An 18,424-nucleotide genomic window follows, 5' to 3' on the forward strand; every position below is an offset into this window, starting at 1 on the left:
AAATAATGACATGTACATCTATGCATTATTTTTAACACATTTTGACAACGCTTTATAAACAATATTACTTTTTTATAATTATATGTTTAAAAAAAGTAATATGCTCCGCTAATGCTAGCTTAAAAAATCAAATTACAGGTAAAAAAAAGCACCCCTAAAGAGGAGTGCCTTGTGCTGTTCAGTATCAGTTTAGATTACTTCTTTTTCTTAACCGCTTTAGGGTTAGGTAAGTCAGTAATTGAACCTTCATACATTTCAGCTGCTAAGCCTACAGACTCATGCAATGTTGGGTGAGCATGAATCGTTAATGCGATATCTTCAGCATCACAACCCATTTCAATTGCTAGGCCAATTTCACCTAATAATTCACCGCCGTTAGATCCAACAATAGCACCACCGATCACGCGATGAGTCTCTTTGTCGAAAATTAGCTTAGTCATACCTTCACTGCAATCTGAAGCGATTGCTCGGCCACTTGCAGCCCAAGGGAAAGTCGCAGTTTCGTAAGCAATACCTTGCTCTTTCGCTTCTTTCTCAGTTAGACCGACCCATGCTACTTCAGGATTAGTATAAGCAATTGATGGGATCACTTTAGGATCGAAGTAGTGCTTCATGCCCGAAATCACTTCCGCAGCAACATGACCTTCATGCACACCTTTATGAGCCAACATAGGTTGACCAACGATATCGCCGATAGCATAAATATGCGGTACGTTAGTACGTAACTGCTTATCAACGTTAATAAAGCCACGTTCATCAACATTCACACCTGCTTTTTCAGCAGCTAAAGACTTACCATTAGGTGAACGACCAATTGCGACTAAAACAGCATCGTAACGTACAGGTTCTGTCGGCGCATTCTTGCCTTCCATTGTCACGTAGATACCATCATCTTTCGCGTCAACTGCGGTCACTTTAGTTTCAAGAATAAGGTTAAACTTCTTCTTAATTTGCTTAGTGAAAACGCGAACTACGTCTTTATCTGCAGCAGGAATAACTTGATCGAACATTTCAACCACGTCAATTTCGCTGCCTAAAGATGAATACACAGTACCCATTTCTAGACCAATAATACCACCACCCATAACAAGCAACTTACCAGGCACTTCTTTCAGTTCAAGTGCGTCAGTTGAGTCCCAAATACGTGGGTCTTCATGTGGAATAAACGGTAATTTAATTGGACGTGAACCTGCTGCAATAATGGCTTGTTCGAACTGAACAACAGTCACAGTGCCATCTTCAGCAGTCACTTCTAAGCTGTTAGGGCCGGTAAATTTACCAAAACCATTAACCACATCAACTTTACGCATTTTAGACATTCCGCCTAAACCGCCGGTTAATTGGCTAATGACTTTATTTTTAAAGCTACGTAATTTGTCTAAATCAATCTTTGGCTCACCAAAAACCACACCATGGTCAGCAACAATTTTGGCTTCTTCAATGACTTTTGCTACGTGCAATAGTGCTTTTGAAGGAATACAACCAACGTTTAGACACACACCACCAAGGGTACTGAAACGCTCAACAATTATGGTGTCTAAGCCTAAGTCAGCAGCACGAAACGCCGCAGAATAACCTGCTGGGCCTGCTCCTAGTACGACTACTTGAGTTTTGATTTCGTTACTCATGATTTCCTCTAATCTTGTTCATTCCGTGTGAAAGACGGATCGGCCCAAATGTCGATGTCGCCAGCTTGAAACTTACGTTTCACGTCCAATTTCCTTTCAATTGCGAACTAAAAAATTGGGATGGGCGCATTTTATACTCAAATCAATTTGTTTGAAACCGATCACAATAAAAAGGTCGCTCATATGAGCGACCTTTATGCTTATAAAATCAATGTACGAATGTCTGAAAGTATCGCAGACAAGGTGACACTAAAGCGTGCAGCCATAGCACCATCGATAACACGATGGTCGTATGAAAGCGATAAAGGCAACATTAATTTAGGTTCAAACTCTTTTCCATTCCACTTTGGTTTAATTTCAGATTTTGATACACCTAAAATGGCCACGTCTGGGTAGTTAACAATCGGCGTAAATGCCGTACCGCCAATGCCACCTAAACTTGAAATGGTAAAACAGCTACCTTGCATATCAGCAGACTTTAACTTGCCGTCACGCGCACGGATAGAAATGTCGGTTAATTCGCGCGACAATTCAACAATGCCTTTCTTATCAACATCACGAACCACAGGAACCATTAAGCCGTTCGGAGTATCAACGGCAACACCAATGTGGAAGTATTTCTTCTGAATAAGTGACTCACCATCACTGCTTAAGCTTGAGTTAAACACTGGGAACTCTGCTAATGCTTTGGCAACCGCTTTCATCATGAACACTAATGGCGTGATCTTGTAATCAGCTTTTTTCTTCGCAGCAAGGTCATTCTGTTGCTTACGGAATGCTTCCATCTCTGTGATATCAGCTTCATCAAACTGAGTAACATGTGGAATCGTAACCCAATTGCGATGTAAGTTAGGACCAGAGATTTTCTGGATACGGCTTAGTGGTATTTCTTCCACTTCACCAAACTTACTGAAATCAACCTTAGGCGCAGCAATCACGTTTAAGCCACCAGCACCACCCGAAACAGATGTTGATGCTGTAGCTTTAGGGCGTGACAACTCGTATTTCACAAACGCTTGCACGTCTTCTTTCAAAATACGCGCTTTACGGCCAGTACCAGACACCTTAGTTAAATCAACACCAAACTCACGCGCTAAGCGACGTACCGCAGGTGAAGCATGCACAACACCCGTTGATGCTGTCACGCTTGCACTCGGATGATGTGGCACAGGTGGAGTTGATGGGCGGCTTGCAGCCATGGGTGCTGGCGCTGATGCGGCAGGTGCAGATTCAGCAGGAGCTGGAGCTGCTTGTGCTGCTGGCGCTGAGCTAGTCGTTTCAATAGTGGCAATTAAGCTACCTTGAGATACTTTATCGCCCACTTTAACGGTTAACGACACTAATTTACCGGCAAAAGGTGCAGGCACTTCCATGGTCGCTTTATCTGTTTCAAGGGTAATTAAGCCTTGATCAGCAGTGATGTCATCACCCACAGACACTAGCACTTCAATAATATCCACATCACTAGCATCGCCAATGTCAGGGACATGAATCTCTTGTACCTGAATTGTCGTAGCAGAAGTTGCCGCTTGTGCTGGAGCCGCTTGCTCAACTGGTGCAGCAGCTTGTGGTGCCGGTGCAGAAGGTGCTGCTGCAGAAGCAGAGCCAGCAACTTCTAACATAATCACCAATGAACCTTCAGATACCTTGTCGCCAACGGCCACTTTAATCTCTTTAACTACACCCGCTTTTGGCGAAGGTACGTCCATGGTGGCTTTATCAGTTTCTAAGGTAATCAACCCAGTATCAACATCAATGCTATCGCCAACAGCAACTAATACTTCGATAACAGACACATCTGTGTCGCCACCAATATCAGGTACGTTAACTTCAATCACTTCTGCACTGCCAGTACTTGACGCAGCAACTGGCGTCACTGGTGCAGGTGCTGCAGCTTGAGCCACCGGCGCTTCAGCTTTTGGCGCTGGCGCAGCGGCTTCTTCTTTAGCAGGCGCAGCATCGGCTGCGCTCATCATCGCGATTAACGTGCCTTCAGACACGGTATCACCGACAGCAATTTTTAACTCTGCCAAGGTACCAGCAAAAGGTGCTGGAATGTCCATGGTTGCCTTATCGCTTTCAACTGTAATGATTGATGCTTCTTTTTCAAGAAAATCACCCACTGCGGCACAAATTTCAATAACCTGCACTGCATCAGTATCGATATTAGGAACCAAAACTTCCTTTAAATCAGCCATTTTGTATCCCCTTACGCGAACTGTGGATTGATCTTGTCAGCATCAATGCCATATTCAGCGATGGCTTTAGTCAGCACATCAACAGGCATTTCATTACGCTCAACAAGTGACTTCAGCGCCGCAATAACGATGAACTTAGCATCAACTTCAAAGTGGTGACGTAAGTTTGCACGGCTGTCGCTGCGACCAAAACCATCAGTACCTAGTACTTTATAATCAGTTGGTACAAAAGCACGTAATTGCTCGCCGTAAATCTTCATGTAATCGGTAGCAGCAATGGCTGGTGCATCTGCAGATAATATTTGGCTGATATACGCTTGCTTAGGTTTTGCTGTTGGGTGAAGCATATTCCAACGTTCAACCGTTTGGCCGTCGCGCGTTAGCTCGTTAAAGCTCGTCACACTGAACACATCAGCACTAACACCAAAGTCTTTCGCAAGGGCTTTAGCCGCTTTACGAACTTCTTCTAAAATGGTGCCACAGCCCATTAGCTGTACTTTACCTTTACCACTACCGGCAACAGACTCCAGCTTATAAATACCTTTAACAATACCTTCTTCGGCACCGGCTGGCATTTCTGGCTGAACATAGTTTTCGTTCATTGTGGTTAGGTAATAGAAGATATCTTCTTGATTTTCGCCATACATACGACGAATACCATCTTGTACTACCACGGCAATTTCATAACCGTAAGTTGGATCGTAAGAAATACAGTTTGGAATAGTGTTCGCCAATACATGGCTGTGACCATCTTGATGCTGTAAACCTTCACCATTCAAGGTTGTACGGCCAGAAGTACCACCAACTAAGAAACCACGGGCGCGCATGTCGCCAGCAGCCCATGCCATGTCACCAATACGTTGGAAACCAAACATAGAGTAGTAGATGTAGAACGGAATCGTTGGCATGTCGTTTACTGAGTAGCTGGTTGCAGCTGATACCCAAGATGACATGGCGCCTAATTCGTTAATCCCTTCTTGCAATACTTGACCGGTTTTATCTTCACGATAGTAAGCAACTTGGTCAGAATCTTGTGGAATGTATTTTTGGCCTTCGTGAGCATAAATACCCACTTGACGGAATAAACCTTCCATACCGAAAGTACGAGCTTCATCAGGAATAATTGGCACAATACGTTTGCCAATGCCTTTGTCTTTTAACAAGGCGGTTAATACACGAACAAATGCCATTGTTGACGAGATTTCACGGCCGTTTGAGCCTTTTAAAATCGAGTCAAAGATTTTCAGTGAAGGGACTTCTAATTCTTCAGTGAATTTTTCACGACGTTGCGGTAAATAACCTAACAATGCTTCACGACGACTCTTCAAGTATTTTACTTCTTCAGAGTCTGGACCTGGATGATAGAAAGGCAGATCCTCTAACTGGTCATCTGGGATCGGAATATTGAAACGATCACGGAAATAACGGATAGATTCAGCGCCCATTTTCTTCACGTTGTGAGCGATGTTTTTACCTTCACCAGCATCACCTAAACCATAACCTTTAACGGTTTTAGCTAAGATAACCGTTGGACGGCCTTTGGTTTTCTGTGCATGTTCAAGCGCAGCGTAAACTTTAACCGGATCATGACCACCACGGTTTAGGCGCCAAATGTCATCATCTGACATATTAGCAACCATTTCGGCAGTTTCAGGGTACTTACCAAAGAAATGCTCACGGGTGTACGCGCCACCTTTAGCTTTACAGTTCTGGTATTCACCGTCTACGGTTTCTTCCATTAACTGTAATAACTTACCACTGGTATCACGGGCCAATAATGGATCCCAATAACGACCCCAAATCACTTTAACCACTTCCCAGCCTGCGCCGCGGAATTCGCCTTCAAGTTCTTGGATAATTTTACCGTTACCACGTACAGGACCATCAAGACGCTGTAAGTTACAGTTAACGATGAAGACTAAGTTATCTAATTCTTCACGGGCAGCTAAACCGATAGCACCTAATGCTTCTGGCTCATCACACTCACCGTCACCTAAGAAACAGTAAACAGTTTGCTTAGAACAATCTTTTAAACCACGGTCAGTCAAGTACTTCAAATAACGCGCTTGGTAAATCGCTTGAATAGGACCTAGACCCATAGATACCGTCGGGAACTGCCAGTAAGTCGGCATTAACTTAGGATGCGGGTACGAAGAAAGGCCTTTGCCATCGACTTCTTGACGGAAGTTAGCCATTTGCTCTTCAGTAATACGGCCTTCAAGGAAAGAACGCGCATAAATACCAGGTGCGATATGACCTTGGAAATACACCAAGTCACCACCATCTTGCTCATTAGGAGCACGGAAAAAATGGTTAAAACACACATCGTAAATTGTCGCGCTAGACGCGAAACTTGAAATATGGCCACCAAGCTCTAAATCTTTTTTAGAACCACGTAACACCATTGCCAAGGCATTCCAACGGATAATCGCCCGAATACGGCGTTCCATTTCTTGGTTACCTGGCATGTTTGGCTCTTGGCCTGCAGGAATAGTGTTTAAGTAAGCAGTGGTCGCATTGTAAGGTAAGTGAGTACCGTTACGACGCGCTTTGTCGATTAATTTTTCAAGTAAAAAGTGTGCACGTTCAGGCCCTTCTTGCTCTAACACAGCTTGCAGAGCATCAACCCACTCTTGGGTTTCTGATGGGTCTAAATCTTGAAGCATATCTTCAGACATCTCGCAGTCCTTCTCTATATACGGATTATATTTCGGCTTTAGTTGCTGCTTGTTGACACAACAACTCAGTTAAACGCCGCTCTTTAAACGGCGCAAACTACGTTGCAACCGACTGTCTTCTTTTCTTACTGACAACATGACTTCTTCGATATAGCTTAAGTGCTCATTCGAAGCTTCACGTGCAGCGTCTGGGTCCCGGCGTACAATCGCAGCCAGTAACGCGCGTCTGTGATCATTTGCCATGGTGGAAGCTTCTTCGCGTCGGCTTAAAAGTTCCAGATTTTGTGCCACATTTTTATGCAGCACAGGGGTTAAACTTAATACTAAATGCAGCATAGCAACATTGTGCGATGCCTCAGCGACCGCACGATAAAAACGCACAATGGCATCGGCCTGCGCTTCTACTTCCGTTGCGGTTTCAACTTCGTTAATACGGTTTTTAATGTTTTGCATATCCGCATCTGTGCCACGCAAGGCAGCAAAATACGCCATCATGCCTTCAGTAGCGTGACGGAATTCGAGTAAGTCATACTGACTTTCAGAATCGTTATGCATTAACTCAACGATAGGATCGGCAAGACTTTGCCACAGTTGTTCTTTAACATAGGTGCCACCGCCTTGACGACGCATGAGCAACCCTTTAGCTTCTAATTTTTGAATCGCTTCACGTAGAGAAGGACGAGACACTTCAAATTGCACCGCGAGTTCGCGTTCAGGAGGTAGCTTCTGACCCGGCTGTATACTGCCTTCTAGGATCATCCGCTCTAATTGCTCCATGATCACATCAGAAATTTTTGGCTGGTTAATCTTAATATAAGCCATCTGGCGCCCTGCTCCCTAAACAAGCAATTGTCAATTGGTCTTACCAATTAATATGAGAGAGCGCACTTTATCAAATCATACAAGCCATGTCTAGTTATCAGCATATCGACAAAGAACACAGGTTTGTTTAAAACGCTCAAGCCCAGAGGATAACGTAAATTTATCCTCAAGGGGTCAGACCATTTATCCGAAAGTCCTAGAAACTAGAGCGCTACGCTGCTAGAGGCTATAAAATCTCAGCAGCGAAGCGACCCTAGCAGGACGCAGTCCGCCCTAGAAGCGTAGCTGCCCTAGAGTCTAACTAACCAACCCAAAAATGGTTAATACCGAAACCATGGTTAATAACAATACAAAATTACGCTTGCTTAATGCCAGCAATGCCAATGTCGATTGCACACTCAAGGGTGCATTGCCCGCTTCAGGTAAGGACTCCGCGGCCACAGCCGTATACGTGACGATAGTTTTAGCATCCGTTTTGACACTTAAGCCATATTGTCGCCAAGCACTTAACCCTTCACTAAACTGGCCACTTAATACATAACCAAAACTAAATACCCGACTTGGTAACCAATCAAATAACATCTGCAAATGATCAACCAAAGGCATTTCAAGCTTATTTTTACTGTTGTACTCGCTATAAAAACGCACGCTACAATATAATATTGCACCAACTGGGCCTAAAAATATCAAGTACAAGGCAACAGCGCCGTAATAACGGTAATTAATCCACGCCACGGTTTGGCCCACTTTACGGCCTAAATCCTGTTCATCTACCACATCCAAGCACTCGGTAGAGTCCAACTCGCTAGCGTAACGGTAACAAGCTTGAACATCACCGCGGCATGCCGCTTGAATATACTGTTTAAATACAATACGTAATGTTTGGTGACTAAAACAAATAATCGATATTAGCACCCAAAATAATAAGCTCAATAAATCAAATAAAATGCCATCAAGAAGAACACTTATCAAAAAGACTGATACAGCCGGCAACGCCAGCGCCACCGCTACGCCAAATTCCGATTTAAGCGATTGGCTGTCCCAAAACTGTTTTTGGTAACGCATCATCACAGTATCGAACTGCCAACTGCTTGGCAAAAGCTTCAAACGCTCTACAAGAATTGCCACTAATAATGAAAATAATGCCATGAATATCCTTTTAATTTATTGCGTTGTTGCTGTCATCATTAGAAGCGCTGCTTTAGTAGGAAAGGTGATAGCGGTTCCCCAACAACGACTCTCTCATAAACTAGTCTACAAGCTTAGGCCTCAATTACCTGCGATGGCCTGCTTATATCGATGCCAATCAAAACTGAACCCGGGATCGGTTTTGCGTCCAGGAGCAATATCGCAATGGCCAACAATATTATTTACGTTAAGCATAGGATACTGCGCCATTAACTCCAATGTTAACAGTATTAATTGCTGGTATTGTTGGTCGGTATAGCCACTACTGTCTGTACCTTCTAGCTCAATACCCAGGGCAAAATCGTTACACCCCTTGCGGCCATTATGCTCAGACACGCCAGCATGCCATGCTCTGTCATCACAACTTACATACTGCACCACCTCACCATCGCGGCGAATTAAAAAATGCGCCGACACTTGCAAGCCAGCCAATTCTGTAAAGCTTTCATCAGCATTAATATCAAGGCAACCTTGAAATAGCCCATCAATATGTCCTAAACCAAAACAGCCCGCTGGTAAGCTAATATTGTGGATCACCAATAAGCTCACCTCATTATCAGGCCGAGCATTAAAATGCGGCGAAATACATTTTCTCGCGCTAGCTAACCAACCTTGTTCTAATAAGCCTTTTGGCATATCACCCCTTAAACATAAAGATATCAGCAGTTCCAATGTAAATTTAACTGTATTAAACAGCAATACCAAGGCTGAAAATTGCCAGCTTGATAGTGTCAGTATATAGCCAAGTTATGGTAATCTTTAACAAATGCTTTCTGTAACAAACACTCCGCCCAATGCGGATACTGTTTAGCCTTATCACGATCTTTAGCAAGGACTTTGCTTATGTTAGAAAACGATATCCGTCATGCGGTGCAAACCGCACTTGATGAAGACTTAGGTCACACAGCCCACAATACCGTTAATGACATGCTTAATGCAGATATTACCGCACAACTTATTCCTGCAGATAAACACGTTTCCGGCGCGCTAATCACCCGCGAAGATGGTGTCTTTTGCGGCAAAGCATGGGCAGAACAAGTCTTCAATCAACTGGGCAGTGAAGTGGTACTGCATTGGCATGTTGATGACGGTGATTTAATTGTCGCGAATCAATTGCTATGTGAACTATCAGGCCCAGCACGCGCTATTTTAACTGGCGAACGTACGGCAATGAACTTCATTCAAACCTTGTCAGGTGTCGCTAGCTTAACTAAGTTGTACGTGAATAAGCTTGTGGGTACCCACACTCAGTTACTCGATACCCGCAAAACCATTCCAGGCCTGCGCACAGCCCAAAAATACGCAGTCACCTGCGGCGGCGGCAAAAACCATCGTATTGGTTTGTTCGATGCATTCTTAATTAAAGAAAACCACATTATGGCTTGTGGTGGCATCTCACAAGCTATTACCGCAGCACGTGCGTTAGACGGCACTAAACCGGTAGAAGTAGAAGTTGAATCTCTTGAGGAGCTCATCCAAGCACTTGATGGCGGAGCTGATATCATTATGCTCGACAATTTTGACGTCACCATGATGGTTGACGCTGTCAGCATGAATAATCGCTATAAAGACCAAGGCAATGGCGCTAAATTAGAAGTCTCTGGCAATGTCACCTTAGACACCCTAGCCACTTTCGCCCAAACCGGAGTCGATTATATTTCGGTCGGCGCACTGACTAAACACGTAAAAGCGTTAGATTTATCTTTGCGATTAAAGGCTTAACCCTTATATTGTCTAGGTTCTAGAGCGGACTGCGTCCTGCTAGGTCGCTGCGCTTCTAGGGACAGCTTTGCTGCTAAGATTTTATAGCATCTAACAGCGCAGCGTTCTAGAACCTAGGCTTTTAGCTTAGCGATAAACCTGTCACATCCGCCATCAAACAACGCCAACAAAATGACATTGTTGCATTTTTGTCAAAAAAATATTCCTCAACCTAATCTGTCAAAAATAAATTATCGTATTATGTACGGGAAATGTGAAATCAGAGCATTTTTAGACATTTATTTTTTATTAATACGCTAATACTATTCCATTTTGTAACGGTTTATACTAACGTTCATTGTAGGCGAGTTGGCCTTTCGGCCATGTACGGTAATCATTAGATTGTAAAACACGTTACATTATTAGTAAGTTGTTAACATTTGCATTTATAACGAGTTGTATAGAAATTTGTATAACCATTGCTATATAGCTCAGCAAATGCCCCTGTAACTTACTAACATTTACGTATTCGCTCTGTGTTTATCGCTCAGCCGAAATGCCATTAAGTAAACAATCTGCTAACATTATTTGCAGTTAACAAGGTTATTATCTATACATAGTGTTTTGTGCCATTGGGCATTACACAGTATAAATAGAGCTAACTCTTGGTAATGCAAGTAATATTGGCTCTATAAAAATCGTGGTCAACTAGTATCTGATATCTAGCACCACACAATTGTGCTTTACGGTTTAGGCAAATGGACTGCCAACTACTACACTTAGCTTCTATATTTAAGCATTTAACTTAAAAACCAGCTAAGTAGCAGTTATCGAGGACTGATACTACCCTAGCCTATTTTACGGAGAGAAAATGAAAAGTATCAATCAAATCAAAAACGCTAAGGGTTTCACCCTTATCGAATTAATGATCGTAGTAGCGATCATCGGTATTTTGGCAGCAATCGCATTGCCTGCTTATCAACAATATACCAAGAAAGCACGTTTTACTGAAGTTGTATTAGCTGCATCAAATATCAAAACATCAATTGATACTTGTTTTCAAACTCGTGGGGCGGGTGTACTAGCTAACTGTGATACTGCTGTTAAAGTTGGAGCTGATTTAACTGGTTCTGCAGCAGGAGCAAATGTTGCAAGTGTCGCAATAACAGCAACAGATGCAATTATTACGGCTACTGGAGATGCTACATCTGTTGATGGTGCAACATATATCTTAACTCCTACAGTTAAAGATGGCACATTAACATGGGCTCAAACAGGTACATGCATTGAAAAAGGTGTCTGCTAATTACGCTTTACAACTATCAAACCACTATGCGTTTAACGCATAGTGGTTTTACTTTAATTGAGGTGATGATTGTCATCTCTATAATTGCAATTTTAAGTGCAATAGCATTACCTAAGTATAAAACTTATGCTAACAGAACAAAGTTTGTTGAAGTTACAGCTTCTGTTGGAGTAGTGAAATCTTCAATTGATGTTTGCTACCAAACTAGAGGGTATTACTCATTACAAAACTGTAATAGCTTCAGTAAAATAGGTCTCGTTAAAAACGGATTGATTGCAGCCCCTTATGTCAATGATGTAGATATTCTAATTGATGGAACCATTACTGCAAATACAATATCTACCGATGGATTTAACGCTGAGACTTTTATCTTGTCTCCAACCCCATCTTCAAGTACTTTGATTTGGAAAGTATCGAGCACATCATCTTGCATCGCTGCAGGTTTCTGTTAACAATTACTAAAGATATTTATATATGTCATCAACTGCACTCCACTTAGGTTTATCGACTTTATTTATCCGCAAAGGCCTCTTAAGTGAAGAGCAAATATCAAGTTCAATTTCTGATTCTCGCAAGCAAAAACAATCTCTCGTCACAACTATTATTCATTTAAAACTTCTATCTGCAAGAGAAGTTGCTGAACTATGCTACGAAGAATACGGCACGCCATTACTTGATTTAAATGAATTTGATATACACAGCATTGCCGATGAGTTGCTGAATAAAAAACTGATTGAAAAGCATAAGTGCTTACCACTATTTAAACGCGGTAATCGTCTATATATTGCGACCTCTGATCCGACCAACATTTCGGCGCTGGAAGATTTTCAGTTTAGCCTTGGGTTACACGCAGAAGCCATTTTAGTTGAAGATGACAAGCTCCATAAAGCATTAGAAAAGATCATTGAGGATGATATTTCCGGTCTTGATTTAGGCGGTGCAGATGAAGAAGCGCTAGCTAACATGGAGGTTACTGATACCGACAGACGTGATGAGCCGACCGGTGACAGCAGTGACGATGCGCCAATTGTTATTTATATTAATAAAATCCTCACCGATGCTATCCGTAAAGGCGCCTCAGATTTACATTTTGAGCCTTATGAGAAACGCTACCGCATTCGTTTTCGTATTGATGGGATTTTACATGAAGTCTCCGAGCCACCAGTCAATCTATCCAACCGTATTTCGGCCCGTTTAAAAGTCATGTCAAAACTGGATATAGCCGAGCGCCGCGTGCCGCAAGATGGCCGCATCAAAATGAAACTGTCACGCACTAAATCCATCGATTTTCGTGTTAGCAGCTTGCCCACCATTTGGGGCGAGAAAATCGTAATGCGTATTTTGGATTCATCGTCCGCTCAGCTGGGTATTGAAAAACTCGGTTATGAAGATGATCAACGCTTATTATACGAAGAAATGCTTGCCAAACCTCAAGGGATGATTTTAGTCACAGGTCCTACTGGTTCGGGGAAAACAGTCTCCTTATATACCGGTCTCAACATTCTTAATACTGAAGAGCGTAATATTTCTACCGCGGAAGATCCTGTCGAAATTAACTTGGAAGGTGTAAACCAGGTTCACATTAATTTAAAGGCTGGCTTAACCTTTGCTTCAGCGCTACGGTCATTCTTACGTCAAGATCCTGATGTGGTGATGGTCGGTGAAATTCGCGACTTAGAAACTGCTGAAATAGCTATTAAAGCTGCGCAAACCGGTCACTTAGTGTTATCCACTCTGCACACCAACTCGGCAGCAGAAACCTTAACCCGTTTAATTAATATGGGTGTGCCGGGTTATAACATTGCCAGCTCAGTAAATTTAATTATCGCCCAACGACTTGCCAGACGCCTGTGCCCAGCGTGCAAACATGAAGAGACCATTCCGGTAGCTGAAATGCAACGCTTAGGTTTTACTGAAGCGAATATAGCCAAAGGCTTTACTGTGTTTAAACCGGTTGGTTGTGAGTTATGCTCTGGTGGCTATAAAGGCCGAGTGGGTATCTACGAAGTAATGAAAATGAGCGATGAAATTGCTCGAGTCATTATGGAAGGCGGTAATTCGTTGCAAATTGCCACCCTAGCAAAACAGCAAGGCATGCGTGATTTACGCCAATCCGGGTTACTTAAAGTGATTCATGGCGTCACTAGTATTGCCGAAATTAACCGTGTCACCAGCTTTTAATTCATCTATAGTTTAATTAGTTATAGTGGTTCAACTATTTAATTGATTATGCTCTATTAGTAATAATCGGTTAACGTGGTGCAACGGAAAAATAAAAGGATTGGCTACATGGCCACAGCGACAGCAAAAAAAAAGCCAAAAGCAAAAAAAATAACCAAACACCAACCTAAAGTATTTACTTACCAATGGAAAGGTACCAATAGGGATGGCCAACGTACCTCGGGTGAGTTAAAAGGTTCCACCATTGCAGAAATTCGCAGCGTATTGAAAGCTCAGGGTGTCACCCCAAAAGGAGTACGCAAAAAATCGCCTCCTTTATTCAAATCTGAAAAAAACATCACTGCAATGGACATTGCGATGATCACTCGTCAAATTGCTACCATGTTATCAGCAGGGGTTCCTTTAGTCACCACCATAGAACTGCTTGGCCGCGGCCATGAAAAAGCTAAAATGCGCGAATTATTAGGTACAATTTTATCTGATGTCCAATCCGGTATTCCACTATCAGACTCACTCAGACCTCATCGACGTTATTTCGATGATTTATATGTCGATTTAGTCGCAGCCGGCGAACATTCAGGTTCACTCGATGCAGTATTTGATCGCATTGCCATATATAGAGAAAAGGCTGAGCAATTAAAGTCTAAAATCAAAAAAGCCATGTTTTATCCTGCTGCGGTAGTAATTGTTGCAATACTAGTGACTTCGCTTCTACTTTTATTTGTGGTCCCCCAATTTGAAGAAATCTTTAACGGCTTTGGTGCTGAATTGCCGGCGTTTACTCAGCTTATTATTGGCATATCCCGCTGGCTTCAAGCATCTTGGTATTTTTTTGTGATAGCCATTATCATTGCTATTTGGCTTTTTAAACGAGCCCATCGAACATCGCAAAGTTTTCGTGATCGAATCGATGTGTTAGTTCTTAAAATCCCAGCTATTGGTGAAATACTACATAAAGCAGCAATGGCTCGTTTTGCTCGTACCTTATCAACAACCTTCGCTGCTGGCGTGCCACTAATTGATGGCTTAGAATCAGCCGCGGGGGCGTCAGGTAACTATGTCTACCGTAAAGCTTTACTCAAAGTTCGCCAAGAAGTGATGTCTGGTATGCAGATGAATGTTGCTATGCGCACCACAGGCTTGTTCCCAGATATGCTAATTCAAATGGTGATGATTGGTGAAGAATCTGGTGGCTTAGACGAAATGCTCAATAAAGTATCTAATATCTATGAAATGCAGGTTGATGATGCCGTGGATGGGCTATCAAGCTTAATAGAACCGATTATGATGGTGGTGATTGGAACTGTTGTCGGTGGCCTAATCATCGGTATGTATTTACCAATTTTTGAAATGGGTAACATCGTTTAGTTAAATCAAATAACCCTCAAAACAAAAAAGAATAACAATGACTGAATCAATTTCAACTTTTGTTGCCACAATGGCCCAGTATCCATTGGCGTTCATTGCAATTAGCTTTATTTTTGCTGCTACCATTGGCAGTTTTCTCAACGTCGTTATCCACCGTTTACCGGTAATGATGAAACGTGAATGGCAAAGTGAATGTAATTTTTACCTCAATGAATATCATCCTGATATTGTCGAACAGGTCGGTAATGACCGTTTAAACAAACCTATTGATGCTTTTCCTGCAAAATACAACCTTGTGGTACCTGGTTCTGCTTGCCCAAAATGCAAAGCCAATATAAAGCCTTGGCATAATCTGCCAGTATTGGGTTGGTTAATGCTTGGTGGAAAATGTGCCGATTGCAAAACTCATATTTCAAGCCGCTATCCCATTATCGAATTACTCACAGGGTTATTAGTCGCAGTATTAGCATGGCACTTTGGCCCAACATGGCAATTTGTTTATGCCAGCATTTTAACGTTTGTGTTAGTGGCATTAACAGGCATCGATTTAGATGAAATGCTATTACCGGACCAACTCACCTTACCAATACTATGGCTAGGATTAATCATTAACCTTAGAGGGATTTATACTAGCCCAGAAGACGCCATTATCGGTGCTGCCGCTGGCTATTTAAGCTTGTGGTCAGTATTTTGGTTATTTAAGCTGGTAACAGGCAAAGAGGGCATGGGTTATGGCGACTTTAAGCTATTAGCTGTATTCGGTGCTTGGTTAGGCTGGCAAATGCTGCCACTGATTATTTTATTGTCCTCACTTGTGGGTGCTGTTGTCGGTATTAGTATGATTATCACTAAGCAAATCAACAAAGGCAATCCAATCCCCTTTGGCCCTTATATTGCTGCTGCCGGCTGGATAGCGTTAGTATGGGGACATGACATTCTCAATTGGTATCTTAGTACGTTATGATGGCAAAAAAGTATATTGTCGGCTTAACAGGCGGCATTGCCAGCGGTAAAACAACTGTGGCCAATCTATTCGCACAATATGGCATAGACTTAGTTGATGCTGATGTTATCGCTAGAGAGGTTGTCTCAATCGGTTCGGATGGGCTAAATGCAATAAAGCAGCACTTTGGCCGGGGAATATTATTAGCGGATAACAGCTTAGATAGAGCGGCTCTACGAGCACAAGTGTTTAATAACCCTGAGCAACGTTTGTGGCTTAACAATTTACTTCATCCAATGATCCGCCAAAGGATGCTCGACCAAGTACAAGCATCGACTTCGGCATATGTAATAATGGTAGTACCCTTGCTATTTGAGAATCATTTAGATAGTTTAGTTGATACTACTTTGGTCGTAGATATTGCACCGGAGTTACAGGTTTCAAGGACGATGCAACGTGATGCTGTCAGTAAAGAACAAGTTGAGCATATTCTCGCCAGTCAAATGACCCGGGAACAGCGACTCGCTCTGGCTGATAATATTATTGATAATCAAGGAGAACATGAGCAGTTGCGCAGTCAAGTATTTCGTCTGCATCAACAATACCTACAACAGGCAACCGATTTAGAAACTAACGTCAATGACTGATTTAATTTATGAACAACCATTAAATGAAAAAATACGCAGTTATTTACGTATAGAAAACCTTGCCTTACAGTTACAGCTGCATGCTGAACAAGATCATCAATATCAGTGTTTTAATCCTTTATTTTCGCTTGCAGAGCTAACAGAACGTTGTGATTATCGTACCGACATCTTAAAAGATATCGAAAAACAAATTCAATTAATTTCACAATGGCGTACTCATTCAAGTGTTGATAACGATCAAGTAGATAAACTCACTGACAGGCTTATCGCGTTAAAGTCACCTTTGCAAACACAAGAAAGAATTGGTTGTAGCCTCAAACGAGATAAATTTCTTACTTCTTTGCGTCAGCGTTTTAATATGACTGGAGCATACTGTAATTTTGATTTCCCTCAACTGCACTTTTGGCTAGGCAAAGACTGGCAATATCGACAACGAGACATAAACAACTGGCTTGCAGAATACCAACCCTTACTAGCGCCTATCATGTTGCTTTTAGAACTGATTAGAGCCACTGAAGATTTTAGATTATCTCAAGCTCCGGTAGGGTTTTATCAAGGTAATTCATCACAGCCGTTATCCTTAATCCGCGTAAAGATAAACTCAGACCAAAATTGCTATCCTACCGTCAGTGGTAATCGAAATCGTTATGCGATTCATTTTGTCGATTTTGATTTACACCGCCATACCTGTGAAACTATTGATTTCTCACTAGCAACCTGCAGTTAAACCCTTTAACATTCCATATAAGACTAACAACCAAGAATCATTATGCCGTTAACAGTAGTAAACTGCCCAATTTGCAAAACCAAAGTTGAATGGAAAGACGAATCGCTATTTAAGCCTTTTTGTAGTGAACGTTGTAAACTTATCGATCTTGGTGATTGGGCAAGTGAAAAACATGCAATCCCGATCAAGAACAGTATCGACCCAGATATGCTTGATGACATTGGTTTTGATGAAGGTGACTTCTTTAAACAATAAGTTCAAATAATAAGGAGTCGAAACATGCAAAAGAGAATTCATGTTGCTGTTGGTGTCATCATTAATCAAGATAGGCAGATTTTACTTGCTAAAAGGCTTGGACACCTTCACCAAGGCGGAAAATGGGAATTCCCAGGCGGTAAGGTAGAAACAAATGAAACGGTTACTGAAGCGTTAATTAGAGAACTAAAAGAGGAAGTTAATCTTGATGTCTCTCATTCAACTCCCTTCATGGACATCATTCATGATTATCCAGATAAACATGTCAGACTCGATATCCATTTAATTACTGAATTCTCAAACCAAGCTATAGGTATGGAACAGCAGCAAATTGAATGGGTACCAATCCATAGTATTGCAGAATATGACTTCCCCGAAGCTAATAAGCCTATCGTAGAAAAAATATTAGCTGAACTCTGAAATCGACCCGAACCTTCTATTTGAAAGCCTATTTCTAAAGAATAACACCCATTACTAATCAAGTAATGGGTTTAAAACTGTCTTACCAGCCACCAAAGTTCACACTTATTTTATCTACTAATGAGCATCGCATTGGTAAGGCCTAGGTGAGCGTCTAGCGAACTACACCTAGCATCGATGTTCTGATTGCTTAGGTTTCAAAGCACAAAACAAAAAGGCCACCTTAGTCGGGTGGCCTTGCTGTGTTCTTTGGCCCCTAGAACTGACCGACATATCATCCACACGGGTCAATGGTTTAGGTCCAAGAACGGCTTTCAGCCACAAATTGCAGACGTAAAAAAGCCCGCTACATAATAGCGGGC

General features: G+C 42.1%; 16 protein-coding genes. 10 read left to right on the forward strand and 6 right to left on the reverse strand.

Annotated features, from left to right (window positions below; translation table 11 throughout):
• Positions 1-194 precede the first annotated feature (194 nt).
• The 6 genes from lpdA to ampD form a co-directional block, all read right to left on the reverse strand.
• Positions 195-1,628 (reverse strand): dihydrolipoyl dehydrogenase, encoded by a 1,434-nt coding sequence (gene lpdA / locus GW828_RS04660; RefSeq protein ID WP_124015345.1) that lies wholly within the window; start codon positions 1,626-1,628, stop codon positions 195-197.
• 200 nt (positions 1,629-1,828) lie between these two features.
• Complete coding sequence (gene aceF, locus GW828_RS04665; RefSeq protein ID WP_273057783.1) at positions 1,829-3,826, reverse strand: dihydrolipoyllysine-residue acetyltransferase; 1,998 nt, start codon at positions 3,824-3,826, stop codon at positions 1,829-1,831.
• Between the two features lie 11 nt (positions 3,827-3,837).
• On the reverse strand, positions 3,838-6,504 hold the full coding sequence (aceE, locus tag GW828_RS04670) for a pyruvate dehydrogenase (acetyl-transferring), homodimeric type (protein WP_182723559.1): 2,667 nt from the start codon (positions 6,502-6,504) through the stop codon (positions 3,838-3,840).
• Positions 6,505-6,573: 69 nt separating this feature from the next.
• Positions 6,574-7,326, reverse strand: coding sequence for a pyruvate dehydrogenase complex transcriptional repressor PdhR (gene pdhR, locus GW828_RS04675; RefSeq protein ID WP_124015348.1), 753 nt, complete (start codon positions 7,324-7,326; stop codon positions 6,574-6,576).
• Between the two features lie 297 nt (positions 7,327-7,623).
• On the reverse strand, positions 7,624-8,475 hold the full coding sequence (gene ampE, locus GW828_RS04680) for a beta-lactamase regulator AmpE (RefSeq protein WP_182741417.1): 852 nt from the start codon (positions 8,473-8,475) through the stop codon (positions 7,624-7,626).
• 120 nt (positions 8,476-8,595) lie between these two features.
• Positions 8,596-9,150 (reverse strand): 1,6-anhydro-N-acetylmuramyl-L-alanine amidase AmpD, encoded by a 555-nt coding sequence (gene ampD / locus GW828_RS04685; protein ID WP_182741416.1) that lies wholly within the window; start codon positions 9,148-9,150, stop codon positions 8,596-8,598.
• A gap of 207 nt (positions 9,151-9,357) precedes the next feature.
• On the opposite strand from ampD, the gene nadC reads away from it, so the two are divergent.
• The 10 genes from nadC to mutT all read left to right on the forward strand — a co-directional run bounded on the left by nadC (position 9,358) and on the right by mutT (position 18,062).
• Positions 9,358-10,236, forward strand: coding sequence for a carboxylating nicotinate-nucleotide diphosphorylase (gene nadC / locus GW828_RS04690; RefSeq protein ID WP_182741415.1), 879 nt, complete (start codon positions 9,358-9,360; stop codon positions 10,234-10,236).
• A gap of 850 nt (positions 10,237-11,086) precedes the next feature.
• Complete coding sequence (locus GW828_RS04695) at positions 11,087-11,521, forward strand: pilin (RefSeq protein WP_220494404.1); 435 nt, start codon at positions 11,087-11,089, stop codon at positions 11,519-11,521.
• Between the two features lie 26 nt (positions 11,522-11,547).
• A complete protein-coding gene (locus GW828_RS04700; RefSeq protein WP_182741414.1) occupies positions 11,548-11,973 on the forward strand; it encodes a pilin in 426 nt (141 codons plus the stop codon).
• Between the two features lie 22 nt (positions 11,974-11,995).
• Positions 11,996-13,702: a type IV-A pilus assembly ATPase PilB gene (pilB, locus tag GW828_RS04705; protein WP_182741413.1), complete on the forward strand. Its 1,707-nt coding sequence runs from the start codon at positions 11,996-11,998 to the stop codon at positions 13,700-13,702.
• Between the two features lie 108 nt (positions 13,703-13,810).
• Complete coding sequence (locus GW828_RS04710; RefSeq protein WP_182741412.1) at positions 13,811-15,070, forward strand: type II secretion system F family protein; 1,260 nt, start codon at positions 13,811-13,813, stop codon at positions 15,068-15,070.
• Between the two features lie 37 nt (positions 15,071-15,107).
• Positions 15,108-16,034 (forward strand): prepilin peptidase, encoded by a 927-nt coding sequence (locus GW828_RS04715; RefSeq protein ID WP_182741411.1) that lies wholly within the window; start codon positions 15,108-15,110, stop codon positions 16,032-16,034.
• The gene (coaE, locus tag GW828_RS04720) at positions 16,031-16,660 is read left to right on the forward strand and encodes a dephospho-CoA kinase (RefSeq protein ID WP_182741410.1); all 630 of its coding nucleotides are present in this window, start codon (positions 16,031-16,033) and stop codon (positions 16,658-16,660) included. The genes GW828_RS04715 and coaE overlap by 4 nt, the downstream gene beginning before the upstream one ends.
• Positions 16,653-17,387: a cell division protein ZapD gene (gene zapD / locus GW828_RS04725; protein WP_273057782.1), complete on the forward strand. Its 735-nt coding sequence runs from the start codon at positions 16,653-16,655 to the stop codon at positions 17,385-17,387. Before coaE ends, zapD begins: the two co-directional genes overlap by 8 nt.
• A gap of 42 nt (positions 17,388-17,429) precedes the next feature.
• Complete coding sequence (gene yacG, locus GW828_RS04730) at positions 17,430-17,642, forward strand: DNA gyrase inhibitor YacG (RefSeq protein WP_124015357.1); 213 nt, start codon at positions 17,430-17,432, stop codon at positions 17,640-17,642.
• A gap of 24 nt (positions 17,643-17,666) precedes the next feature.
• Positions 17,667-18,062, forward strand: a complete 396-nt coding sequence (mutT, locus tag GW828_RS04735; RefSeq protein ID WP_182741408.1) for an 8-oxo-dGTP diphosphatase MutT — start codon at positions 17,667-17,669, stop codon at positions 18,060-18,062.
• Positions 18,063-18,424: the final 362 nt, after the last annotated feature.

Source organism: Shewanella vesiculosa, from assembly GCF_009994065.1.
GTDB classification, from domain to species: Bacteria; Pseudomonadota; Gammaproteobacteria; order Enterobacterales; family Shewanellaceae; genus Shewanella; species Shewanella vesiculosa.